The 22,268-nt window shown below is 70.7% G+C and carries 24 protein-coding genes and 2 pseudogenes; 12 read left to right on the top strand and 14 right to left on the bottom strand.

Features of this window, described 5'->3' with window-relative positions:
* Window positions 1–102 precede the first annotated feature (102 nt).
* Window positions 103–606: pseudogene (locus ACWCYO_RS24220) on the top strand (transposase); the annotation flags it as partial.
* Between the two features lie 262 nt (window positions 607–868).
* On the opposite strand, the pseudogene ACWCYO_RS24215 reads toward ACWCYO_RS24220, so the two are convergent.
* Window positions 869–1,081, bottom strand: a pseudogene (locus ACWCYO_RS24215) (IS3-like element IS987 family transposase); the annotation flags it as partial.
* A gap of 92 nt (window positions 1,082–1,173) precedes the next feature.
* Here ACWCYO_RS24215 and ACWCYO_RS24210 point away from each other — a divergent pair.
* The 3 genes from ACWCYO_RS24210 to ACWCYO_RS24200 all read left to right on the top strand — a co-directional run bounded on the left by ACWCYO_RS24210 (window position 1,174) and on the right by ACWCYO_RS24200 (window position 2,840).
* The gene (locus tag ACWCYO_RS24210) at window positions 1,174–1,845 is read left to right on the top strand and encodes a hypothetical protein (protein WP_449785362.1); all 672 of its coding nucleotides are present in this window, start codon (window positions 1,174–1,176) and stop codon (window positions 1,843–1,845) included.
* Between the two features lie 6 nt (window positions 1,846–1,851).
* Window positions 1,852–2,484 (top strand): Fic family protein, encoded by a 633-nt coding sequence (locus ACWCYO_RS24205; RefSeq protein ID WP_449785361.1) that lies wholly within the window; start codon window positions 1,852–1,854, stop codon window positions 2,482–2,484.
* A gap of 83 nt (window positions 2,485–2,567) precedes the next feature.
* The gene (locus ACWCYO_RS24200) at window positions 2,568–2,840 is read left to right on the top strand and encodes a hypothetical protein (RefSeq protein WP_449785360.1); all 273 of its coding nucleotides are present in this window, start codon (window positions 2,568–2,570) and stop codon (window positions 2,838–2,840) included.
* A 112-nt stretch (window positions 2,841–2,952) separates the two neighbouring features.
* Here ACWCYO_RS24200 and ACWCYO_RS24195 read toward each other — a convergent pair whose 3' ends face one another.
* On the bottom strand, window positions 2,953–4,035 hold the full coding sequence (locus tag ACWCYO_RS24195; protein ID WP_449785359.1) for an NlpC/P60 family protein: 1,083 nt from the start codon (window positions 4,033–4,035) through the stop codon (window positions 2,953–2,955).
* A gap of 52 nt (window positions 4,036–4,087) precedes the next feature.
* On the bottom strand, window positions 4,088–5,113 hold the full coding sequence (locus tag ACWCYO_RS24190; protein ID WP_449785358.1) for an ArsR/SmtB family transcription factor: 1,026 nt from the start codon (window positions 5,111–5,113) through the stop codon (window positions 4,088–4,090).
* A gap of 269 nt (window positions 5,114–5,382) precedes the next feature.
* Between ACWCYO_RS24190 and ACWCYO_RS24185 the strand changes: the two genes are divergently transcribed.
* Window positions 5,383–5,775 carry a peptidoglycan-binding domain-containing protein gene (locus ACWCYO_RS24185; protein WP_449785357.1) on the top strand — a complete coding sequence of 131 codons (393 nt, stop codon included), beginning with the start codon at window positions 5,383–5,385 and terminating at the stop codon, window positions 5,773–5,775.
* Window positions 5,776–6,196: 421 nt separating this feature from the next.
* On the opposite strand, the gene ACWCYO_RS24180 is transcribed toward ACWCYO_RS24185, so the two are convergent.
* Together ACWCYO_RS24180 and ACWCYO_RS24175 are read right to left on the bottom strand one after the other, a co-directional pair.
* The gene (locus ACWCYO_RS24180; RefSeq protein ID WP_270150570.1) at window positions 6,197–6,439 is read right to left on the bottom strand and encodes a hypothetical protein; all 243 of its coding nucleotides are present in this window, start codon (window positions 6,437–6,439) and stop codon (window positions 6,197–6,199) included.
* 466 nt (window positions 6,440–6,905) lie between these two features.
* The gene (locus ACWCYO_RS24175; protein WP_270150568.1) at window positions 6,906–7,235 is read right to left on the bottom strand and encodes a helix-turn-helix domain-containing protein; all 330 of its coding nucleotides are present in this window, start codon (window positions 7,233–7,235) and stop codon (window positions 6,906–6,908) included.
* Between the two features lie 231 nt (window positions 7,236–7,466).
* On the opposite strand from ACWCYO_RS24175, the gene ACWCYO_RS24170 reads away from it, so the two are divergent.
* Window positions 7,467–7,754, top strand: a complete 288-nt coding sequence (locus tag ACWCYO_RS24170) for a hypothetical protein (RefSeq protein ID WP_270150567.1) — start codon at window positions 7,467–7,469, stop codon at window positions 7,752–7,754.
* A 494-nt stretch (window positions 7,755–8,248) separates the two neighbouring features.
* Here the strand turns inward: ACWCYO_RS24170 and ACWCYO_RS24165 are convergent, their stop codons facing one another.
* The 3 genes from ACWCYO_RS24165 to ACWCYO_RS24155 all read right to left on the bottom strand — a co-directional run bounded on the left by ACWCYO_RS24165 (window position 8,249) and on the right by ACWCYO_RS24155 (window position 10,292).
* Entirely contained in the window at window positions 8,249–9,127 is an 879-nt protein-coding gene (locus ACWCYO_RS24165) for an STAS domain-containing protein (protein WP_449785356.1), read from the bottom strand.
* Between the two features lie 118 nt (window positions 9,128–9,245).
* A complete protein-coding gene (locus ACWCYO_RS24160) occupies window positions 9,246–9,479 on the bottom strand; it encodes an ATP-binding protein (protein ID WP_270150566.1) in 234 nt (77 codons plus the stop codon).
* A gap of 66 nt (window positions 9,480–9,545) precedes the next feature.
* The gene (locus tag ACWCYO_RS24155) at window positions 9,546–10,292 is read right to left on the bottom strand and encodes a type IV toxin-antitoxin system AbiEi family antitoxin domain-containing protein (protein WP_449785355.1); all 747 of its coding nucleotides are present in this window, start codon (window positions 10,290–10,292) and stop codon (window positions 9,546–9,548) included.
* A gap of 618 nt (window positions 10,293–10,910) precedes the next feature.
* Between ACWCYO_RS24155 and ACWCYO_RS24150 the strand changes: the two genes are divergently transcribed.
* Window positions 10,911–11,312, top strand: coding sequence for a hypothetical protein (locus ACWCYO_RS24150; RefSeq protein ID WP_270150563.1), 402 nt, complete (start codon window positions 10,911–10,913; stop codon window positions 11,310–11,312).
* A gap of 787 nt (window positions 11,313–12,099) precedes the next feature.
* Here the strand turns inward: ACWCYO_RS24150 and ACWCYO_RS24145 are convergent.
* The 4 genes from ACWCYO_RS24145 to ACWCYO_RS24130 form a co-directional block, all read right to left on the bottom strand.
* Window positions 12,100–13,296 (bottom strand): IPT/TIG domain-containing protein, encoded by a 1,197-nt coding sequence (locus tag ACWCYO_RS24145; RefSeq protein ID WP_449785354.1) that lies wholly within the window; start codon window positions 13,294–13,296, stop codon window positions 12,100–12,102.
* Window positions 13,293–13,604 (bottom strand): IPT/TIG domain-containing protein, encoded by a 312-nt coding sequence (locus ACWCYO_RS24140; RefSeq protein ID WP_449785353.1) that lies wholly within the window; start codon window positions 13,602–13,604, stop codon window positions 13,293–13,295. Before ACWCYO_RS24140 ends, ACWCYO_RS24145 begins: the two co-directional genes overlap by 4 nt.
* A gap of 153 nt (window positions 13,605–13,757) precedes the next feature.
* Window positions 13,758–14,549, bottom strand: a complete 792-nt coding sequence (locus ACWCYO_RS24135) for an IPT/TIG domain-containing protein (RefSeq protein ID WP_449785352.1) — start codon at window positions 14,547–14,549, stop codon at window positions 13,758–13,760.
* Window positions 14,550–14,857: 308 nt separating this feature from the next.
* Window positions 14,858–15,118, bottom strand: coding sequence for a hypothetical protein (locus ACWCYO_RS24130; protein ID WP_270150560.1), 261 nt, complete (start codon window positions 15,116–15,118; stop codon window positions 14,858–14,860).
* Between the two features lie 656 nt (window positions 15,119–15,774).
* On the opposite strand from ACWCYO_RS24130, the gene ACWCYO_RS24125 reads away from it, so the two are divergent.
* Window positions 15,775–16,038, top strand: a complete 264-nt coding sequence (locus ACWCYO_RS24125; protein ID WP_270150558.1) for a hypothetical protein — start codon at window positions 15,775–15,777, stop codon at window positions 16,036–16,038.
* A gap of 273 nt (window positions 16,039–16,311) precedes the next feature.
* Here the strand turns inward: ACWCYO_RS24125 and ACWCYO_RS24120 are convergent, their stop codons facing one another.
* Window positions 16,312–16,440 carry a hypothetical protein gene (locus ACWCYO_RS24120; protein WP_270150557.1) on the bottom strand — a complete coding sequence of 43 codons (129 nt, stop codon included), beginning with the start codon at window positions 16,438–16,440 and terminating at the stop codon, window positions 16,312–16,314.
* On the bottom strand, window positions 16,427–16,741 hold the full coding sequence (locus ACWCYO_RS24115) for a helix-turn-helix domain-containing protein (RefSeq protein ID WP_449785351.1): 315 nt from the start codon (window positions 16,739–16,741) through the stop codon (window positions 16,427–16,429). Before ACWCYO_RS24115 ends, ACWCYO_RS24120 begins: the two co-directional genes overlap by 14 nt.
* A 584-nt stretch (window positions 16,742–17,325) precedes the next feature.
* Between ACWCYO_RS24115 and ACWCYO_RS24110 the strand changes: the two genes are divergently transcribed.
* From ACWCYO_RS24110 to ACWCYO_RS24095, 4 genes are all read left to right on the top strand, one after another.
* On the top strand, window positions 17,326–18,732 hold the full coding sequence (locus tag ACWCYO_RS24110) for a hypothetical protein (RefSeq protein WP_449785350.1): 1,407 nt from the start codon (window positions 17,326–17,328) through the stop codon (window positions 18,730–18,732).
* 1,100 nt (window positions 18,733–19,832) lie between these two features.
* A complete protein-coding gene (locus ACWCYO_RS24105; RefSeq protein WP_449785349.1) occupies window positions 19,833–20,504 on the top strand; it encodes a hypothetical protein in 672 nt (223 codons plus the stop codon).
* A gap of 252 nt (window positions 20,505–20,756) precedes the next feature.
* A complete protein-coding gene (locus ACWCYO_RS24100) occupies window positions 20,757–21,554 on the top strand; it encodes an IPT/TIG domain-containing protein (RefSeq protein WP_449785348.1) in 798 nt (265 codons plus the stop codon).
* A 152-nt stretch (window positions 21,555–21,706) separates the two neighbouring features.
* A partial coding sequence (locus ACWCYO_RS24095) for an IPT/TIG domain-containing protein (RefSeq protein ID WP_449785347.1) occupies window positions 21,707–22,268 on the top strand: 562 nt, incomplete at its 3' end.

The following is a 22,268-nucleotide window of genomic DNA, read 5'->3' as shown; positions in this document are numbered from 1 at the left end:
GTTCGACCCTGTCACCCACACGGGCATTCCCAAGACGGTGGTTAGGCCTTCACGTGATCCTGAACTCGGCTAAAAGATCGAGGACTTCACGCGAAGGCCGTGGTGACGAGTGTGGTGGAACAGGCAAGCCAGCGCGATCCGTTCGCGGAACTGTCACGCTTCCGGGCGGACTTCTACGACTGCCTGCGCGGTCGAGGGGACGCGCTGTTCGAGCTGGCCGACGCGCTGCTGTGCACTGAGGGCCCGGTGAAGACTCTGGTGGACCTGGCGCTCGCGCCCGAGCACCGGCGTGGGCACGGCGCCCTGTACGGCGCGTTGAACAAGGGCCGCCTGGACATCGACCGGCTGCGGACCGAGCTGGCCAGCCTGTCGCTGCCGCGGGCCGCCGACGGCCGCCTGGTGCTGGCGGTGGACGTCTCGCCGTGGCTGCGGCCGGACGCCGGGACCTGCCCGGACCGGTCGTTCTGCCACACCTATGGCCGCGGCGACGCCAAGCACCAGATGATCCCCGGCTGGCCGTACTCATTCGTCGTCGCGCTGGAGGCCGGGCGCACGTCGTGGACGGCCGGTCGGTGCCGGCCACGGCCTTCGCCCAGATCCGCTCCGGCCGCTCCGCGTCCTTCAGCAGCGCGGCCGCCGCAGGCAGGTCCGCGGCGAACTCCCGCGCCCCGGACATCTGCGAGTGGAACGTGATCCGCCTGCCGATAGTCATCGAGGGCGATCAGTGCCTCGTCGGGCGCAGGGCACCCGGCGAGAGAAGCCTCGACGACACTTTCCGCCGCAGCCTTGATCGGAGAATCCAGTACATCGAGCAGCGGCAGGATGCGGATCAGGCAGAATACTCCACCTTGCATGGTCATTCCTTGTGCGCGGACTCCTCCGTGGTCGTCCCCGGACGCTGCCCGGAGTCGACCTGGTCGCGTCGCACTCAGTTGCGCAGGCTCTCGGCCGAGCCGATGCCCAGCTTCTCCGCGACGGCCCGCAGCGCGGCCGACTCGTTCGGGTAGTCACCGAGGACCTCGGCGACCATGCGCACTGCACGACGACGCAGCTCAGGCGGGTAGGAAGAGGGACGGGCCATGACTCGAATCCTTACACGAAATTGAGTCCCCACCGAACCCGGGGCGGTTCACACTGGCCAACAGGCCCAGCTTGTTGTGGAAGGCTTGGCCGGTGGACTTCGATCTTGCACCCTCCGCCCTCGCGTGGGCCGAGGCGGACCCCACTCGCCATCCGTTCGACCGTGCCTCGGCGTCCGCAGTCGTGGCCGCCCTGCGGCCGACCGAGGACCAGACCGTGCTCACCTGGTCGCACGGTGAGGGCCAGGCCTGGACAGACGCGCTGACGCGCGCCCTCGTGGAACGCTTCGGACGCTGGGTCATCGGCTGGCGATGGGCCCACCCCGGGGGCTGGATCAGCAGCGGCGCCGTGAGCGCCCCGTGCTGTCCCCGGGAGTCGCTAGCTGTCCCCGAGGCCTTGGACCGGGTCGCGACGGCGCTGTGCGAGTGGCGGGCCTGGCTGGAGGACCTGGCGGAGAGCTTCGACCGGTATCCGCTGGACTCCGTCCCCGCCGGGGAGCGGCCGCGTTTGTGGGAGCGCGCCGCTGTCCAGCTGGTCACCCTGGTCGTCGAGCGTACGCGGGCCGACGACGCCTGGCACGTGCACTGCGAGCAAGTGCTCACCTGGTTCCTCACCCACTGCGGCGTGCCGGCGAGCGCGGCGGAGGTGTTGGTCGAAGAGGCGATCGGCGGGCGGTTCGACAGCTGGACCGGGCCCGAGCGCCAGGTGCTGGAGGACATGGCGCAGCGCCTCGCCTGGTCGCTCCGGACCGCTGACGGAGTGTGAGCCGCCGTGTCCGACCATTTGCGGACCTGGCTCGCCGTCCGCGCGGCCGTGCCCTGGCACGAGGCACTCGACGTCGACGCGACGGCCGGCCCGCTCACCCCTGTACGGGATGGGGCCGTCCACGACATCCGTACCCGCGACCACGCTCGTAGCCCGGACCGGGCCGCCCGGCTGCTCGCGGGTCTCGCTCTGGCCCGCGCGGACGCCGCAGCCGGCCTGCCGCTGAGCTTCGACCTGCTCGCAGCCTGGCAGCGGCTCGTGCTGGCGACGTCGGAGGTGCCATTCCGCAGCCGTGCGGCGTTCGCCAAGGCGGGCCGGGAGCGCTACGGCATCGGACCGGACACCCGCCGCCGGTTCGACCGCTGCCTGACCCAGAGCGACGACGTGGCGCTTCCGTTCGCCGCCCGCGCGGCCCGCACCTACCTCGATGTCTGCTTCTTCCATCCGTTCGACGACGGGAACGCTCGATCGGCGTTCCTTGCCCTGACTTTCGTGCTGGCCCGCGCCGGGATCGTCCTGGACCAGGTCGGCCCGATCCGCCAGCTGCGGCGCCGCGCCGACGACCCCGACGGTGCGCTCGCCCTCGCCCGCCTGGTCGCCGTACTGATCGACAACACCCGTCGGCGCACTTCAATCTGACGAAGAGTCACCCCCACGTCGGCCGGCAGTGGTGGGACGACGCGTTCCCGGTCATCGGGTGCGGGCATCCGAAGGATCGGTGGGTGGATCTGCTGCAGGTCCAGACCGGGCTCGCGGTCACCGGCGACGGCGGGATCCCCCTCCACGCCCGGGTCTTCGGCGGCGGTGCGGCCGAGGTGAGCCAGGTCGTCGGGGCGATGAAGGACCTGCGGAAGATGGCCGGGGAGCGGGAGTTCCTGCTGGTCGCCGACTCCAAGCTGGTGTCGTACCCGAACGTCGCCGCGCTGCTGAAAGCCGGGGTGCCGTTCATCGCCCCGGCCCCGGCCGGTCGAGGGCGGCGTAGACCTCGTCCTTGACCTGCGCACTGTGCGGCCGTTGATGGCGTGCTGGAGCGGACAGCGGCCCCGGCTGGTGGTGTCGGGCGTTGCGCGGGTGGCGGCAGCCGTCACCCGCGCGGCACCCGGGCGGTCAGGCCGAGACGTGGTACCAGTAGCCGCCGGTGCGAAGGGTGACGTAGTGGACGTTGGTGTTTGTTTCCTTCGCCTCGTACATCATGTCGGCGCCGGTGGTGGGGTCGGTGCCGGCGTAGAGGACGACGTGCACGGTGTTGTGGGCGTCCGTGCCGAAGTACTCGACGTCGCCGGGGCGGCGCTGGGCCTTGGTGATGGGGGTGAGGTGGCTGTCCAGGGTCTGCTCGGTGGTGCCGCCCCCATTGGCGAGGTCGATGCCGGCGCCGAACCAGAAGGCCGCGCGCACCAGGCCCGAACAGTCCAGGCCTGTGGTGGTGTTGGCCGCGCAGGGCTGGGGCCCGGTGTATCGGTCGCAGGTGCCCAGGGAGGGGCCGGGGCCCTCGCCGCGCAGGGAGTGGCCGCCGCCCCACGCGTACTTGACGCCGAGGTAGGACTTCGCCGCGTTCAGGACCTTGGCGGGGTCGACGGCGCCGCTGGGCAGCGGGGCGGGGGTGCTGGTGTAGAGGGCGTTCTTGACGGCCGTGCCGACGGTGCCGTCGATGGTCAGGGCATGGGTGGCCTGGAAGTCGCGTACGGCGGTGTCGGTGGCCGGGCCGAACTGCCCGTCCACGGTGAGGCGGCCCGCGTGGAAGGTGTTGAGCATCGTCTGCAGGGTGCCGACGCACGCGCCGGTGGCGCCGGTCCGCAGGTCGCCGCACTGGGTGCGCAGGTCCACGGTGCCGGAGGCCGCGGCCGCCGCCGCGTCGAGCGCCGACTTGGTGGCCGGGCCCACGATGCCGTCGGGCGTCAGGGAGTGCGAGGTCTGGAAGGTGCGCACGGCTGTGCCGGTGGCCGATCCGAACTGCCCGTCCACCGTGAGCTGGGCTCCGGTCAGGTTGAGCTCCAGCTGGAGCTGGGTGACGCAGCCGTCGGCCTCGCCCTGCTGCAGGTCGGCCGGGCAGGCCGAGGAAGTCAGGGGTATCGGGGCCGGTGCGGTCGTGGCGGGTGCGGCTGCGGCGGTGTAGGCGCAGGCGCCCGGCAGTACGGCCGCCAGGGCCAGGCCCAGCGACAACCGGCGCCGGGTGGACAGGAGGGTACTCACAGAAGGCTCTCCAGATTCATGGTGTTGTCGGGGTAGTGCGCGAGGATCTCCGTCAGTTCGTCTCCGCCTGCAGCATCCGCGTTGCGCTCTGCGCGGCATGTTCCACTCCGCCTCGCAGGAGGACTTCGCCCAGCAGTGTGATGTGGTGCAGCACTGTGCCGCCTTGTCGCTGTTTGGTGGTGAGGCCGGCGTCGGCCAGGATGCTGGCGTGCTGGCTGGCAGTGGCCGGGGCGATGCCGAGCGCGGCGGCCAGGTCGCTGGTGCTGAGCGGGCCGCCCGTGGCCAGGGTGTCGAGCGCGACGGCCCGGGTCCGGCCCAGCAATGCGGTCAGCGCCGGTGGCGGGCCGACCCGGTCATCCGTGAGCAGGAGCCGGTCGGCCGGCAGGGGGTAGATGAGCACGGGCGGGTCTTCCGGACGCTCGAAGCCGGCGATCACCAGGCGGCCGGACGCGAAGACGGCCGGCTGAAGCACCAGGCCGCGACCCGTCAGGGGAAGCTCGGTCACGCAGGGCGAGGACATCGGCAGGCTCAGGACAGGTGGCTTCCACCGGGCGGCCGGGTGCAGTGTGGCCAGTACCGCGTTCAGGCCTCCGGTGGCCAGCTGCCTCGTCCGGTACTGGTGCTCCGCGGCCACCACAGCGTCGATCCGCTCCCAGTACGGTGTGATGGCCGCCGACTGGTACTCCGCCGTGAGGTCGCCGAGCAGCACACGCGACCTGTGGTCACCGTTCGCCAGGTCCCTGGCGAACGGTGTCAGCCGGCGGAGGCGGCCCAGTCCTCGCAGATAGCCGCGACCGTCCCGGTCCATCCCGTCCGCCGTGGCCTCGGCCGTGTCCCGGCCCCCCTCTGGACGCGCGATCAGGAATTCCGGAAGGTCGGTCGCCGCAAACAGGTCGAACAGCATGGCCGAACGCGGTTTCCAGCGCCGCCCGAGTTGCTCGTGCCACTTCCCGAGCCTGCTCTCCGGCCGGCGGGTCGCCAGCAGGTGGAGACTCAAAGACAGTTCCGCGGACATGTCGGCGGCTGGCGCGACCCGGGTGAGCGCCAGATCCCGGTCGGTGAAATGGATCCTCAGCACCTGCTGATCCTGGACCCCGCCGGACAGCCGCGCCAAGGGATTCGTCGAGAGACGAATCCCTTGGCCCAGGAAGCGAGGTGACGCATCGTCGTCGGCAGCAGAAGACCCCAACGGCTCTGCAACGGCTCCGGGAGACCCGCTGCAGAGCCGGGAACTGACAGCACCTGTGGCCTCGCCCCGCTCCTGATGGAGGGCCACACGAATACGACGGGAGCGACCCGACAACGCTCCCGTGACCACAGTGACATGAGCGATTGAGGAGACTCGACATGCAGAAGAAGTGGGCCCTTCGTGCGGCTACCCTCACCATCGGCGCCGCCGCAGCCCTCGGCCTCGCCGTCGGCACGGCCAGCGCTGCCTCCACGATCCAGTGGGGCTCCACCGGTCAGCCGGTGAGGTGCGTCCAGCAGGCCATGAACTACCTCGACAGCGCCGGCCTCTCGGTCGACGGCCAGTTCGGCCAGAACACCTACAACGCGGTGGTCGCCTACCAGGGCTCGAAGGGCATCCAGCAGGACGGCCAGGTCGGCCCGCAGACCGGTGGCGACATCAAGGCCGACATCTACAACGTCTACCTGGCCGCCCACCACTCCGGCGACTACTCCACGCAGAGCACCATGAGCGCCTGGATGAGCAACTGCAACAGCCAGCTCCCCGGCTGATCACCACTCCCCCGCACGAGTAGCCGGTCGAGGGTGGTATCGCGTCGTGCGCACAACCCGATACCACCCTCGCAGTGCATCGGGTCACACCGCCATTGCCGACCGACAACCCGCTCTCCGCCAGGCAGATCGCCGATAGGCTGCTGAGATGATCATGTCCCCGGCCATTGAGCAGGCCGTCCGCGACGCGGAACAGCAACTCACGGACGGGACCTGCAACCTCGCCGCCAATGACTCAGCCCTGGCCCTGAGCTTCCCCCGGTGTGTGGGAGGTGTTGATCAGCTGGTCAGAGCGGGTGTGGATGGTTCGACGGCCTCTGGTTCGGCCGTCGCCTGGTCGGCGTAGTGCTTCGCCTCGAACTCGTCCGGGCTGAGCCAGCCGAGACGCTTCCGGATGCGACGGGTGTTGTACCACCCGTCGTCACGGGAGGATCGTAACCGCCGGGAAGGCCGGGGACGGCCCGTCGAGCAGGTGCCCCTGACGGTGGCGCAGGTGCTCATCAAAGAACGCGAGCGGGTACGCCTGCTGGATCTTCACCCCCTGGTCAGGGTCGAGGGTGCCGATCGAGTCCTGGAGCTGCTGCCCGCTCCACCCGAGCAGCCCCGCGATCTGCGGGAACAGCGCCTCGTTGTCGCCGTACGACACTGGATGTTCAGCCGCCACCCGCGCAGGTGCGACCAGAACGCGGCGGCCGCGGGATCCGTGGCCCGGGTGAACGCGGCGGACATCATCATGAACGGCCGGTCCAGATCGCCGGCCAGCGGCGGGTTCGGAACACGACGCCGGGCCCTACCGCTAGGCCGGTCCTTCGCACATGACGAGTTCGGATGAACTGGTGATGCGACCGGTACCCCGGTGGGGTACACCAGGCGCAGCGACCGCTGTCGGGACGCAGCCACCGAACGGCGTGGCAGTGGGGACAGCGGCTCTGTAGCCCGCCGGGAACGGGGGCGGGCACGGATGCAGCTCCTGATGCGGTGCTGTCAGGGAGCTCTGCGTGGCTTCGGACGGTCGGTATCAGGCTGACAGGTGCCCTGGGGCCGGGCGGGCTACGGCTGACGAGCCCGCGAGAGGGCGAGCCGATGGCCGGGGCGGTGAAAGGCGGTCGGTCGTGCGCACGCGAGGCGGTTCACAGGGGCGGGAGGGAACGGCGCGCCGTGCCTGCCTGCCGCTCCCGCGCCGGGTGGCGCGGCTCGGGCGGCAGGACGGACTCAACCGGTGACCGCTTTGGGGGAGGCGGAAGCGGGACGGGCGGCTCGGCGGCTGGGAGGGCGAGGAGGTCGCCGGGTGTGCAGTCGAGGGCGGTACACAGCGCGGTCAGGGTGGACAGCTTCACCTGCGCCGCCTGCTTGGTGAACAGCACCGACACCGACGCCGCGGACATCTCGACCCGGGCGCGTTCGGCGAGCAGGCGGCGCAGCTGGGTGGCGGTCCACACACCGCGCTCAGCGGCCGCCATCCGCAGCCTCCACCGGACGCCGGGCGGTGGAGGCTGCGGGGGTGTCCGCGGGGCGCGGAGAGCTGGCGAAGGCGCGTAAAAAGGTGCGGCGGATGTGCCGGCGGCTGGAGGCGCCGGGCGGGCGCCGGGAGAGAGCTATAAGCGCCCTGTTACGAAAAGTGTTTGGCTGGATACAGTGAGTGCTGACCGGGTTGACTACCACTGCAACCCCGATGGGCAGGAGGATTGTCGATGCGACGCATCGCAGCCACTCTCGCAGTACTGGCCACCGCAGCCGCGATGACACTCAACTTCACCAGCCCCGCCTCCGCGGCTACGGGGACCCTCTACATCAACGGCGTCGGGCACTACAATCCAAGCGGGTGTTTCCCAACAGGGGGCATCAGCGCGATCATCGCCAACGAAACCGGCAGCAACGTCTTCGTCTACTCGGATGCCGGCTGCCAGGGCGATGTGAACGACGTCGTGCAGCCCGGGGAGACGACCGTGGCCTTTGGCGCGAGCCTGAAGGTCGATTGAGCCGGGGCCGTATGGGCGTTGTCGCCCCAAGCCGGCGACAACAGGCGCCGAAGCGGGCACAGACCACTTACGAGGCGGGGCCGGCCCGGCCGACGGCCGAGGCCAATCGACCCCATGCCGCAACGGCTGACCCGTAGTCCGTTCGGGCGCTGCCCGGGCCAGCAAGGTGCTGCCGGGGGAGGCCGACAGGGCCGCTCGCGGCGCGGGGCCGACCGGGCGGGCACGGTGGATCATGAACACTCCCGCCGAGACTGACGATGCGTTCGGTCAGCACGCGACAGCACGGCTCATCCCGCTCACGAGCCAGCGCGGGCACCCCCAGGACGGGAAGACCCTGCGCAGGAACATCCGGGGCGGGGATGGAGACGGTTGGCCGGCTGTCGGCCTGGCCGGTGCGGGCGGCGCAGGGACCGCGCGCGCGTCCGGGACAGCCAGCGGCACGCCAAGGGCGCTGGCGCGTGACAACCGTCGGCTGCGGCGGCGACCTCGGTTCGTCATGGCCGACAGCTTGCCCCGCCCCACGACGGCCATGCCGGGCGCGACACGGGAATCCACGAGACCCGGCCTTGCGGTACAGCGCCGCGGAGGGGCCGGGCCGTGACCCGTCGGTCTCGATGAAAGCGGGCACAAGCCCCGGGCGGGTCGGCCGGATATCCGCGTGCCGGCCGACCCGCAAAGGGGCGGCGCCCGAGCCGCCCGGAGCGGTGGGGGATGTACGAGCCGGGCAGCAGTGCGAGCAAGGTGTCCGCCGCGCGCCTCTGGTGGAGACGCTCACCCGGTTCAACGACCGGACAACGGCCGAGGACACGAGGACCGCGTCGCATGGCCTTCGACACGCAGAGGGCCCGGTGGGAGCGGTGGGTTCCGTCCGGCGGGGCGGCGGGCAGGGCCGGGGGTGTGCGGCGGGCGGCCGGGGTTCTGCCGCGCCTCGGCCGCCCTGGGCCGCCGCGCCCGCGGTCCGGTATGCCGGAACGCGGGACGAGAGCGGTCAGGCGCGCCCCACCCCGTGCGCCCGTAATGTCAACGAGACGACCCGAGGAAAGGCACGTACGGGTCGACGGGGGGAGCACCTGGTCGCAGCCGGTGATGTCCAGCAGACGCGCGACCTGGTGCGAGGGACGCGCCAGGTGGACGACAGCGCCCTGGCGGCGGGCCTGGATCCGGGCCAGCAGCAGGGCGTTCAGAGCGGCCGAGTCCATGAACGTCACAGCGCTCAGGTCCAGCAGCAGCATCGGCGGCACCGGCTGCGGTGCCAGAGCGCGGTGTGCGGCCCTGGTGAAGACCGGCACCCGGTCCTGGTCCAGCTCCCCCGCACACGCCAACAACGACCCGGCCAAACCGTCCCGGACGGTGACCGTGAACACCTGTGTCATCGATCGGCTGCTCCCTCGGCTCCCGCCCCTTATGGCATGTCCACTTTAGGCGCGGCCCGGACGGCCCCGGACCGGGACGTTTGCAAGGCCCCGGGGCACCCCGGCCCCCCGTTCAGCACTATCGCTGCCGGATGGTGAGCAGTTCCACCCACACCGTCTTGCCCCCGGGATCCGGTGTTGTCACACCCCAGCAGGCGGTGAGGCGTTCCACGGCCAGGAATCCGTAGCCGCCCGGGCGTCCGAGGGCGAGGGGCCGTGGCGGGGCCTGGTTGTGGTCACCGACCCTGACCCGCACCACCCCGGGACGGTAGTCGAGGGCCAGTTCGCGCACGCCGGCCGTGGACGCAGGCATTGGTAGGGCCTGGGCCGCCGTCCCCGCCGACGACTGGGCGAACTGGCCGCCGGCTGGGCCCGCGGGTCAGCCGTCCAGTTTCGCGTACAGGCCGCGGCCCGGGCGCTGCGCCCGGCCGGCTTTGGCCAGGCGCTCCAGCATGGTGCGCACCGCGTTCACGTTGTCCGCCGACTCCTCGATCCCCAAACGGGCGATCACCTCCCTGGCGCGCAGCGGTTCCTGGGCGTCGGCCAGCAGGGCCAGGACGCTGTCGGAGGTGGCGCCGGTGGTGCGTCGCCCGGGCACGGGCGCGGCCTTTTCGCTTTTCTCGGTGGCCGGCCCGGCGCCGGTGCGCACCGGCCCGGTGCCCGGGGCGGCGGCCGTCTTCTTCGCCGCGGTCTTCTTCGCGGGCGTCGCGTTCTTCGCTGTGGTTTTCTTCGCGGGTGCCGCCTTCTTGGCGGTGGTCTTCTTCGCGGGTACCGCCTTCTTGGCGGTGGTCTTCTTCGCCGTCTTCGTGACCGTGTCCGTGCCCACGGTGGTCTTCTCGGCCGGCTCCCCGCCCCGGTCCAGCGCCGCCTCGATTTCGGCCGCGAGCTGCTGCGGCCGGACCCCGACAAAGGCGTCCGCCTCTGCCCGAATGCTGCGCACCGGCGTGATGTCCTGCGAGGCCGGCAGTCCGGCCAGCGCCTGCAGGCCCTCGATGGCGCCGCGTACGGCGTTCTCACGCGCCACAGCGGCGGCCAGCTCATCCTCCAGACGCCGCCGCCGCGCCTCGATGCCGGGAAGTTCCGCCTGCAGCTGGGCGATGGTGTCACTGAAACGGTTCTCTGCCACGGTTCCTCGTCTCGTCCGCCCACGCGAATGTCGCAGGGACTGTGCGATCTTTATCCCACTGCCGCCCACTGCCACCACACTGCGACCTGCATCCCCGGAGTCGCCTTCCGCGGCGTCCACCCGCCGTTGCGTTCCTGAAGCGGCATCGCGGCGACCTGCGGATACGCCTGAGCCAGTACCACACCCAGCGAACGCGCCATCCCCGTCTCCTCCCTCATCGTGCCCGCGTCCTCCCCTGCCAAGGCACCGGACCGACACCGGCGCCGACTCAACGACGAGCAGCACGTGATCGTCACTCGCTACGTTGCACCAGCGCGCGGCGTACAGCGTCGCGCTGACGCGCGACGACTCGGCATGCACGACGGCTCTGGCACGACGATGCTCGGGCGGGCGCCGAGGACGAGCCGGCCATCCACCAGGACCACCCAGTACTTGCCGTGGCCGGGGTGGTGGCGGCGCACAGTCCCTGGGCACGTCGTCCCCCGCACCCGACGGCGCGCTTGCCTGAGTCGTGCGGCTGATCTTTCGGCATTCGCCGCCGCAAGCGCGGTACGTGTCCGATGATGTGACTGTCCGGCGCCGGGGTGGGCGGGCCGGAGCCGGGGAAAGGGACCGCTTGTGGAGATCGTCAGCAGCACCGGCCTGGACGGCCTGCCCTGGCCGGAACTGCTGCCCGACCGAAACCCCGTGCTGGTCTTCCCCACGCACCCCACACGCCTGCCCCTCCCCGACGACGGCTGGGCCGGCTGCGACACCGCCCACACCTTCCCGGCCGACCCGCAGCCCGGCTGGTCCGCCGTCATCGTCGGCACCCAACTGACCATCCACCGCCCGGGCGGTGCGGCGTGGTTCGACGGCGAGATCACCGCCACCCGTGAATGGCACCGCCGCGTCCGCGACCAGCACACCCTGCTGCTGATCACCGGCGCCTTCACCAGCGCCTTCGACCTCCGCCCAGCCGCCGCGGCCGGCCGACTCCTGCTGCTCACCACCCCGGTCAGGCACACCCACAGCCCGTGACCCCGTCTTCAAGCTCGATGGTCAGCACCCGCGCGGCCCGATAGCGAGCAGCTCCGCCCACACCGTCTTGCCACCGGGATCCGCTGTCACACCCCAGCGCGCGGTCGGGCATTCCAGGGCCAGGAGTCCGCAACCGCCCGGATGAGGCGGCCCCGGACCAGGCAAGGCCCGGCCGGGCTCGCGGGCGCGGCGCCGCGTGCGGCCGTGGCGTCGGTGGGCTGGGCAAGGGCGCTGGACGCGACTCAGGGCGGACTCGGCACTGATCCGTGCCGGGGCGTCCTGAAGCCGCCGGACAGCATCCTCCGCCTCCGTGCGGATTGCGCCGCGGCTGACGCCGTGGTCGCGGGCAAGGGCGGCGTGGAGCGGCCCTCCAGGTACGCGGCGCGTACGTCGGCGGTCTTGTCGGCCGGGACGGCGGGGCGGCGGGGCGGCGGCCGTCACCGACCTCGACCAAGAGACCCTCGACCACTGGCTGGCCGGCCGGCCCACGAAGCTGCGGGCCACCACCTCCTTCGTCCGCTGGGCCGTCGCCCGGCGGCGCGGAGCGCATGGCTGGTCCCTGCGATCAGGTATAGACGAAGGCCCCGGGCGCGGTAGTGGTGCCGCCCGCCGTCGTCACGGTGACGTTCACCGGGCCGGGGGCAGCCGCGGGGGGAGTGATGGCGGCGATCCTGGAGCACGTGGGATGGTGCTGCTGACGCTGATCACTAGCGGAACCATGACGCTCTCCCTTCCCAAATTCTGATCCGACCCAACCGCATCGCGACTGACGTCCCGTCAGCAGCGCTCAAGAAGGGTCGTAGACATAGGGCAGGGCGTTGCTGTTTCCGGCCGGGGTGTGCGCCACGACGTTCACCGTGCCGGGTGCCCCGCCCGGGCTGGTCGCGACGACCTGGGCGTCGGAGATCGCCGCGAACGAGGCCGGGACGCCGCCGAAGGTCACCGCGTCGGTGTAGGTGAGGTTGCTGCCGCCCAACACGACCGCCTCGCCGCCGAGATGAGAGCCGCGGGAGGGGGTGAGGCTGGTCAGGACGGGTGCCGCGAGGAACGTGTAGTACGGGTTTCCGGTGGCCGCGGAGCCGGTCCCGCCCGGTGTGGTGACGGTGACGACGACCGTGCCGAGCCCAGCTGGAGCGGTCACGGTGAGCTGGTTGTCGGAGATCACGTGGATGTTGGTGGCCGGGCTTCCCCCGAAGGTCACGGCGCTGGTGAGCGTCAGATTGCTGCCGAACACGGTGACGGTGTTGCCTCCGGTGGCCGGGCCGAGGTGGGAGGACAGATCGCTGACGGTGGGCGCGGCGAGGTAGAAGTACGGCAGTGGATTGCTGGTGCCTGCAGCCGTGGTGACCGTGACACCGACCGACGACGGCGGCCCGGCCGGGGCAACCACGGTGATCTGCGTCCCGGTGTCGGTGAGGATGGTGGCGGGGTTCGCACCGAACATCACCGAGGTGGCACCGGAAAGGCTGGTGCCGTTGAGCGTGACCGTGTTGCCACCCGAGGTAGGACCGGAAGCGGGACTGAGACTGCTGAGGGAGGGGACGGACGCGGCGACGTAGGTGTAGGTCAGGGCGTTACTGGTACCTCCGGCCGTGGTGACCGTGACACCCACCGCTGACGGCAGCCCAGCCGGGGCAATCACAGTGATCTGCGTCCCGGTGTCGGCGAGGATGGTGGCGGGGTTCGCACCGAACATCACCGAGGTAGCACCGGAAAGATTGGTGCCGTTGAGGGTAACCGTGTTGCCACCAGAGGCAGGACCCGCCGACGGGCTGAGACTGCTGAGGACCGGTACTGAGGTGTAAGCGTAGGTGAGAGCGTTGCTGGTGCCTCCGGCCGTGGTGACCGTGACACCGACCGACGACGGCAGCCCAGCCGGGGCAACCACGGTGATCTGTGTTCCGGTGTCGCTAAAGATGGCGGCGGGATTGGCACCGAACATCACCGACGTGGCGCCGGAAAGATTGGTGCCGTTGAGGGTCACCGTGTCGCCACCCGACGGGGGCCCGAGGCGGGACTGAGACTGCTGAGAGAGGGGACGGACGCGGCGACGTAGGTGTAGGTCAGGGCGTTGCTGGCGCCCGTCGGCGCCGTGACCGTGACCTGCACCGTACCGGTTCCTGCGGGGGTCTTGGCCGTGCTCAGGGTGTCGCTCGCGATGACGAAGTTGGTGCCGTTGGCGCCGAACCGGACCTGCGTGGCGCCGGTGAAGCCGGAGCCGGTGATGATGACGCTGGTACCGCCGGCTGGAGCACCTTGGGCGGCGCTGACGCTGGTCACTACGGGGGCCATGAGGCTCTTCTCCTTCTCCTGGCGCCTGGGAGACGGTGTGCCCTGGCCGGGGGTGTCGGCCCAGGCTCCGGGACGTCGCCGCCCGCCACGCGTCGCGGGCGGGCGGGCGGCGACTCGGTGCTCGTGCGGTCCGTGCCCGGCCTTCCCTGACGGTCAGACGATCGTGAAGGGCTCGGCGTTGGAGTTGCCGCCGCAGGTGTGGACCGTGATGCTTCCGAGCCCGGTGGCGAGTCCGCCTGGCACGGTGGCGACGAGCTGGGTGTCGCTGACGGGGGTGAAAACCGCGGTGGCGGTGGCGGCGGCGCTGTCGGTGAAGGTGACGGTGTCGACGTTGACGAAACCCGTGCCGTTGACGGTGATCTGGTCCCCCGCGGTACCCGATGCGGGCACCACCGAGGTGATGGCCGGCGCGAGGTAGTAGTCGATCTGGGTGCTGCCCGAGGCGCTGGTGCCGCCGGCGGTGCTGATGGTCAACGGCTGGGTCGAGACCGTGGCGACCTGGCCCGGGTTGGCCGGCGCGGTGAAGGTGACCTGACCCGACTGGGTGGGGGCGACCGCCACGGTACCGACGGTGCCCACCGCCACCTGCGTGCCGGTGAGGAAGTTGGTGCCGAACAGCGTGACCGCACCGCCGGTGGCGGCCGGCACGCAGGTGACGTTCGTCCCCGTGGTGGTCGGCGTGGCGATGACGAAGAACGGCAGCGCGTTGCTGGTGGCGCCGCTGCTGCTGGTGACACTGACCGAGACCTGGCCGGAGCACGGTGCCGAACTGGGCACCACGAAGGTGACCTGGGTGGCGGTGACAGTCGTCGGAGTGACCGTCGCCGCACCGAAGTTCACCCTCGTCGTGGTGGACAGAGAGGTACCGTTGATCTGGACGGTGTCCCCGGGCTTGCCCTGGTTGGTGGTGGTCGTCGTGTCCACCAGCGAAGTGATGGTTGCCATGATCTTTCTCCTTCGAACGTGCCTGCCGCCCTGCCGTGAGTGAGCAGGAGCAGGCGGATGGATGACGCGGCCAAGCAGCCGCATGGGAAGCCCCGGTGGGCGCAGTGGGGTGTGAGGACATGTGAAGGCCGTTGCCTCAGGGCGCCTGGGCGGGTGGTCCTGTGTGAAGTGCCGTGGCGCCACCTCACGGGGCGCCGTCAACCTCGCTCAACTTCGTGGTCGCGGCGCGGTCGTAGCAGGCACGGGCGTGTTCGCTCACTGTGCCGCGAACCCGTCGCGGAAGAGAGCAAGTTGAATGGCCTGGGTTTTCAGCATGGGGCGGTCAAAGGGGTGGTGGCGCAGTTGTTCGGGGCGTTGCCGGCCACGATGCTGGCGAGCAGCGTGACGGAGCCCGCGTTCCGGTAGATGCCGCCACCGTTGACGCTGGCGGTGTTACCGGTGACGCTGCCGGCGGTCATCGTCAGCGCGGTATCGGTGTAGATGCCGCCGCCGTACGAGGCGTGGCTGCCCCGGACGGCGCTCGAGGTGATGGTCAGCGACCCGCCGAGGTTGGCGATGCCGCCGCCCACGCCGAGGGCGGCGTCGCCGTTGCTGATCGTGACCGTGCCGAAGGTGAGCTGCCCGTGGGAAAACGGGAATTCCTAGGGCCTGTCCACTGGATGTAGGTGCACAACGGCGCAAGGATCAGGTCACCGCCCCCCGCGGCGTTGGCTTCGTCGACGGCATTGACCAATGCCGTCTCGCTGCACGGCACGGCCACCGCTTGCGCCGGACCCAGGGCATCTGCGTGTGCTGCCGCAGCGGTGAGCAAGTGCCCGCCGACCGCGCCGGACCCGGCCAGTAATCGAAATATATTGATGGCTCGCACCACGCCTCCCCTGGACGTATGAGCCACCCTCACCAGCCGATGCACCGCGAGAGCGCGTCGGCCGACGGCTTCCTCCGGTGGGTGCCCTCGCGAGCCCGCGCCAGTATGCGCAGGCAGATGCCAGCTGCGTTCCCCAGCGGAGGGATGGGCAGCCCACCTGGTCGGATACCACAAGTAAGCCATCTGGGCTGCGCACGAACAAGAGCTTTGACGATTTGCCACCCATTCGGCGCAGCGCACGGGAGTGTCTAGTGATTTCTTCGGGAGTGGACGGGTCCCACCCCGGGGGCCGTCCCGGGCGAGCTGGGGACTGGGTGCTTTTCGTACTGATCGCCGGTGCCGGTCGTTGTACCAGACGTGACGATCGCAGAGCGGAACTGGTGGACGCGGGCGCGGGTGCGCTTTCTGGAAGAAGTCGATGTCGAGGCGGTACATCCACGGCGCCGGCGGGTCTTCTGGCAGGGGGAAGAAGAGGTGATGGTCCAGTGGGGCCTCGCCGGACGCCGGGTGGACCGCAGCACCTGGTGGACCAGCATCGACGTCAACGGCGCGTACATCGTGATGGCCCCCTCAGTCGAGGTCCTCGAAGTACTCGAGGAACAGCCGCCCACCAGCTGGTGAACCGGCGGTCGACCGAAGCCTCCCGGGCGTCCCGGGGGCGCTTTCCGGCGAGGGGTGTTCGATGCGGCGGCGCAGTAGCGGGCGGCGGATTTCGGTATGACAGGCGCGCCGAGAGCGCCGGGGCAGTCGCGTTCGGGTGTGCCGGGGTCGTGGTCACCAGCCGGCTGTGCTGTTCTTCGCCGCGGGCGCGCAGCCCCACTCCTGGGATGCGCGCCCGCGCGGACTACGGAACGGGGGGCGCCGTAGCCACTCGACCACCGTAGCGAACCGCAGCTATTCCAGGACGAGCGAGGCGTCGCGGCTCAGCATCCTGGCGACCTGGCGCTTGGTGAAATCCTGGTCGATCAACTCCTGGGTCAGCCTCGCGGCCTCGTTGGGACGGTTCGGGTCAGCGGGACTCACCCCTCACCTCCGGCTGCGGCTGCGGCTGCGGCTGCGGCTGCAGGGCGGCGGTACCGGGAGGCCAGGACAAGCACTGGGCAGCGTGCGTGGGCCCGGCGAGCAGATCCAGCGGCCCCATCCCCCAGTGCCGAGCCAGGGTGTCCACCTCATCCAGCGACCACGGCTGCGTCCCGGACTGACGGCGGGAAACCTTGTCCTGCGTCAGCCCCACAGCCGCGGCCAGCTCATGCTGGCTCTCCCCCGTGCGCTGCCTGATCGCGGCCACCGTCAGCCGCAGCGTTTCCAACGTACTCAGCACCATACGACGCAATCTATGAGTTGTTCATGGGAAAAATCCGTTAATCATGGATAGAACCCCTCGATTGAATGACGCTAGTGCGTACCGGGTTACGACCGAATGCGTTCAACAAGCGCGACGGAAGGTGCAGGCGGCCGGGCCCGGGATCTTCCGTGTTTCTCTGTGCACCGGAGAGACGATCTCCTCGCTCGTCGGCCGGGTCGCCGCCCCCTACGGCCTGGGCGACGCCGATGCCGGTTTCTCGTAGCCGCACGGCCCGCTGCGACACACGTGGCATCCCATCGACTCGCTACCTCAAAGTGATCGGACCAGGGCATTTAATGATGTTTTGTCCTGATTATTTGCCAGGCGTCCCGTCATGCCCGCGCCTTGTAGCGTGAGGGGCGCAGGGCGCTTCGCTGTGAGGAGAGGTGAACCCGCGGATGAGTGCTCGTACTCGCGGACAAGGCGATCTGCCGTGGTACCAGGTCAGCCGTCACCGGCCCGTGGCCGTGTTCAACAGGACCCCGGCCGGTGGGACGACCCCGGTCCGTACCGCCGTCGCGTCCGACCCGGTCGGCTCGGGTGGACGACGTGGAGAGCGCGGCGTGGGGACGGTATCGATGGGGAGCGCGCTGCTGTCCGGCATGGCGCTGCTGGCGGCCACGGCTCCACCGGTGGCCGCCGCGCCAGTGGAGGCCGCGCCAGTACGGGTGCAGCGGGCTGATCCGTCGCAGACCTTCACCTTCACCGGCGCTGCGCAGACCTTGACGGTCCCGGCGGGGGCCGTGGTGACGATCACCGCGGACGGCGCCGGCGGCGCCGACAACACCGGCACCGCCTGTACCGTCACGGGGACGGGCGGGACGGGCGCGCAGGTCGTGACCACCCTGCCGCAAACCGTCGCCCCGACGACGTTCACCATCGACGTCGGCGGTACCGGCGGCAAAGGCTGCAACGGCACCGGGACAGGGGGTGCCGGGGGGTTCAACGGCGGCGCCCCGGGTGGGGCCGGCGCGGGCAGTGGTGCCCATTTCGAAGGTCCGGGTGGGGGCGGAGCTTCCAGCGTCAGCGCGGGCGGCTCCTTGCTGGTGGTCGCCGGGGGCGGCGGTGCCGCCGGCGGCACCGGAGCCGGCTCTGCGGGAGGGAACGGAGGCAACGGCGGAACAGCGGATGGCACCGACGGTACCGCGGGAAGTGCCACCGGCCCTGGGGCTTCGCCGGGGCAGGGCGGGGGCGGTGGCAGCACCACCACCAGCACCGGTGGCGCCGGCGGGGCCGCCGGCACCGCTGCATTCTGTGCGGCCACGCATGGCGGGCCGGGAGGCGGGTTCACCGGTGCCGCGGTCGGCACCGGCGGCACCGGCGGCACCTTCGACGGCGGCTGCACCTCCACTACCGGTGCCGGTGGGGGCGGCGGAGGCGGATACTTTGCCGGCGGGGGCGGCGGCAGCGCCACCGTCAACAGCAACGGCACCTCAGCGGGCGGGGGCGGAGGTGGTGGGGGCAGCAGCTTCGCCACCCCCACGGGTCTCCCCACGTCCTACGCGCCGTCGACGATCGGGACAGCGAACCACAACGGCCAGGTGACCATCTCCTACACGGTCCCGTCCTTGACCATCACCAAGACCCACACCAGGCACTTCACCCAGGGGCGGGACGGCACCTACACCATCACCGTCGGCAACGCCACCGGAGCCGCCCCGACCGACGGCACCACGGTCACCGTGTACGACACCCTCCCCGACGGGCTCAGAGCCGACAGCATCAGCGGCACGGGATGGAACTGCACCCTGAACAACCTCACCTGCACCCGCAGCGACGTCCTTGCCGCCGGAAGCAGCTACCCGCCCATCACCCTGGAGATCGACGTCTCCTGCAACGCCCGCGACCAGGTGACGAACACCGTCACCGCCATCGGCGGCGGCGACACCGCCAGCCACATCGCCTCCGACCCCACCAGGATCAAGCGCCACGAGCACCACGAGCGCTGCGAGCGCCACGAGCACTGGTAGACCGACCGACCCGGACCAACGGCGGGGCCGTCCGCACGACGGCCCCCCAGGAAGCGACGTGCCACCAGGCACGGGAGAGGCGCCAGCTGCGACAGGCCGAGGTGTCGCCATGAACGACAGCGTGGCCACCGGGAACGGTCATGCGGGCCACGACACGCCCCGTATCGCGCCGGCCGCGCGATACGGGGAGGTCAGCGGTGACCGGGGAAGGAGACGGTCAGAGTCATCCGTACTCGAAGACGTCCTCGCAGTGGCCGGGCACGCACGCCCAGGCGGTGGCGCGGACCTCGGCTCCGGCCGACCGAGCCCGGCCGATCACGGGTCCGCCCCCGGCGATCTCCCGGGCGGCCGTAAGCTGCCGAGGCCTCGAGAAGGCGCTCGAGGCCTCCACCCGCAGGTGTCGGCCTTCCGGCACCTCAGACAGGGACGGCGACGACACGACAGTCCGGGTGCCCGCTCAGCGATGTCGCTCGACCGGCCGGCGGTGAGGCGGGGGGCAGGGACGCGAACCGGCCGCCGGCAGGGCTGGGCCCGCAGGTCAGCCGTCCAGTTTCACGTACAGGCCACGGCCCGGACGCTGCGCCCGGCCAGCCTTGGCCAGGCGATCCAGCGCGGTGCGCACCGCGTTCACGGTGTCCGCGCGAACGCAGGCTCGCCTGGCTCGACGATCGCGGGCACCGGCCGCTGCGCAGGCGCGGTACCGATGCCCCGGCCATGGTCGACATCCGGCAGCCCCGGTACGGTCGTTCCCGCCGGCCTGGAGGGATGGGGCTGCATCGTGCGCTGAAAGCTGCCGGGCATCTCACGTCCCTCGCAGCCCGGCGACGGGGTACGCATGCGCCCAAATGGGTGATTAGCAGTCATATACCTTGGTTTTACGGCTGTTTGGATGACTCACTTGTGGTGTCCGATCAGGGGGCTGCCCATCCCTCCGTTGGGGAAGGTAGTCCATCGGTATGTGGTGGTGTGTGCCTGTCACAGGCCCGCGAGGGCGCCCATCGGAGGAAGCTGTCGGCCGACGTGCTTTCCCAGCGCACGGGCTGACGAGGGTGGCTCAGGCGTCCGGGGAGGCGTTCTTGCGAGCCGTCAACATACTTCGAGTGCTGTTTGGGACCGGCGCTGTCGGTGCGCTCATCCTCACCGCCCCGGCGGCCCACGCGCAGACCGTGCGTGCGGCGTCCACGGTGATCGTGCCGTGCAGCGAAACCGCGTTGGTCAGCGCCGTCGACGCGGCCAACGCCGCCGGGGGCGGTGCCCTGATCCTGGCACCCTTTTGCACCTATTCCCTCACCGGAGCCCACAGTTCGGGTGGGACCGGCGGACCGGCGGGGCTGCCGAACATCACCACGCCGGTCACCATGACCGGGCTGGCCACCCAGATCACCCGCGCGCCCGGTGCGCCCGCGTTTCGCATCATCGAGGTGGACGGGCCCTCGCATCTGCCCGCCGACAACGGCCAGCTCGCCTTGACCGCGGTCGCCGTCAGCAACGGTGACGCCGGTTTCGGGGTGGGCGGCGGCATCGCCAACCTCGGCGGGTCGGTCATCCTGATCGGCGGGGGTGTCAGCAACAACCGTGCCTCGTTCGGCGGCGGCATCTACACCGACACCGTACTGACGATGACCACCAGCAGCGTCACCGGCAACACCGCCACGGTCGACGGCGGCGGCATCTACCAGAACGCCGGCTCCGTCGCGCTGGTGGCCACCAACGCCTCCGGCAACTCCCCGAACAACTGCGCCGCCACCCCGCCCCTGACCGCGCCCTGCTGAAGCCCGACGGCGGCACCCCGGGACACTCCCGCCCACCCACCCGGGCGGCAGTCAGGTCGACGGCGGTGGAACCACGCCGCCCGCACCACACTCTCGTGCCCGCTCCCCTCCAGGTCAGCGACTTCCGGCAGCGCTGCGAGCCCTGCCCCGTGACTGCCGGAACCCGATCACGCCCTGTGCGACGGACCGTCGATACGCCGGCTCCGGCGCACTGGGCAACAGTGTCATCCGCAACAGCAAAGGAGATCAGTCATGGCACCCGTCATCACCTCCATCTCGCCCACCTCGGGCCACTCCGGCCAGACGATGACCATCACCGGCACCGGTCTGGGGAGCCTGAGCACCACCAAGGTGAACATCGGCACCAAGACGGTCACGCCCACCACGGCCAGCAACACCTCCGTCACCTTCCCCATCCCGCCGGGGTGCAACGGCCAGGCCAACGTCACCGCGACCGTCTCCGGGGTCAACAGCAACAGCAGCGCCTTCTTCTACGTCGCCGCCCCGACGGTCACGTCGCTGACCCCCAGCACCGGCCCCGCCGCGCCCGGCGCCATCGACGTCTTCGGCACCGGTTTCGCGACCGCGACCTCGGTCGCCTTCGACGCGATCGGCACCGCCGTCCCCACCGTCCTGTCGGACAGCCAGCTGAGCGTCACCCCTCCGGCCCACGGCGCCTTCACCGGCTGCACCGACGCGGCGGACGTGATCGTCACCGGCAGCGGCGGCACCAGCTCCCCGATCGGCGCGGCGGGTCAGTTCACCTACTACGCACTGCCGACGGTCACCAGCGTGACGCCCAACACGGGGCCGGCGGGCACCACCGGGGTCATCGTCTCCGGCACCTGCTTCGTCGACGTCAGCTCCGTGACGTTCACCCCCGTCGGCGGTGGAGCGTCCACCCCGGCCGTCAACGTCAGCGCCATCAGTGTGGGCAGCCTGACCCTCGACGTGCCCGGCACCCTGGCCACGGGCACCTACGACATCCAGGTCACCAACCCCGGCGGCACCAGCGCGGCCGTTGCCGCCGACCACTTCATCGTCGTCTAAGCCCCGGGCGAGGCACGGGCACCGAACAGCGGGCGGCACGGTCGCCCTACGGCCCGTCGACGCGGATCCGACGGGCCGCGACCACGGACGCCATGTGCCCTGGCCGCCCACAGCGGCCTGGGCACCCCACCAGCCACGCAAAGGAGCATCCGATGGCTCCGGTCATCAGCAGCATCAACCCCAACCACGGGCCGCCCACGGGGGGCACGGCCGTCACGATCACCGGCAGCGGCTTCATCGGCGCGACCTCGGTGAAGTTCGGAACCGTGCCGGTGTCGTCATTCACGCTGGTCAGCGACAGCCAGATCACCACCATCGCCCCTGCGGGCACCGGTTCGGCCGCCGTCACCGTCGCCACGCCACTCGGCACGAGCAACGGCGTCACCTATACCTACGGCACCGTGCCGGTGATCACCAGCCTGACCCCGACCTCCGGCACAGCCGGCACCTCAGTGGTCATCAACGGCTCCGGATTCACCGGTACGTCATCGGTGCACTTCGGAACAGCATCAGCGGCATTCACGGTGCTCAGCGATGGGCAAATCCAGGCCACAGCCCCCGCAGGCACCGGAACAGTCCAGGTCACGGTCACCACACCGGCAGGCACCAGCAACGGTGCGGCCTTCACCTACACGGTTCTGCCGGTGATCACCAGCCTGACCCCGACCTCCGGCACAGCCGGCACCTCAGTGGTCATCAACGGCTCCGGATTCA

It is taken from the genome of Kitasatospora sp. NPDC001683, from assembly GCF_053596495.1.
The sequence above is the reverse complement of the archived record's forward strand: the minus strand, read 5'-3'. Positions and strand labels throughout refer to the sequence as shown.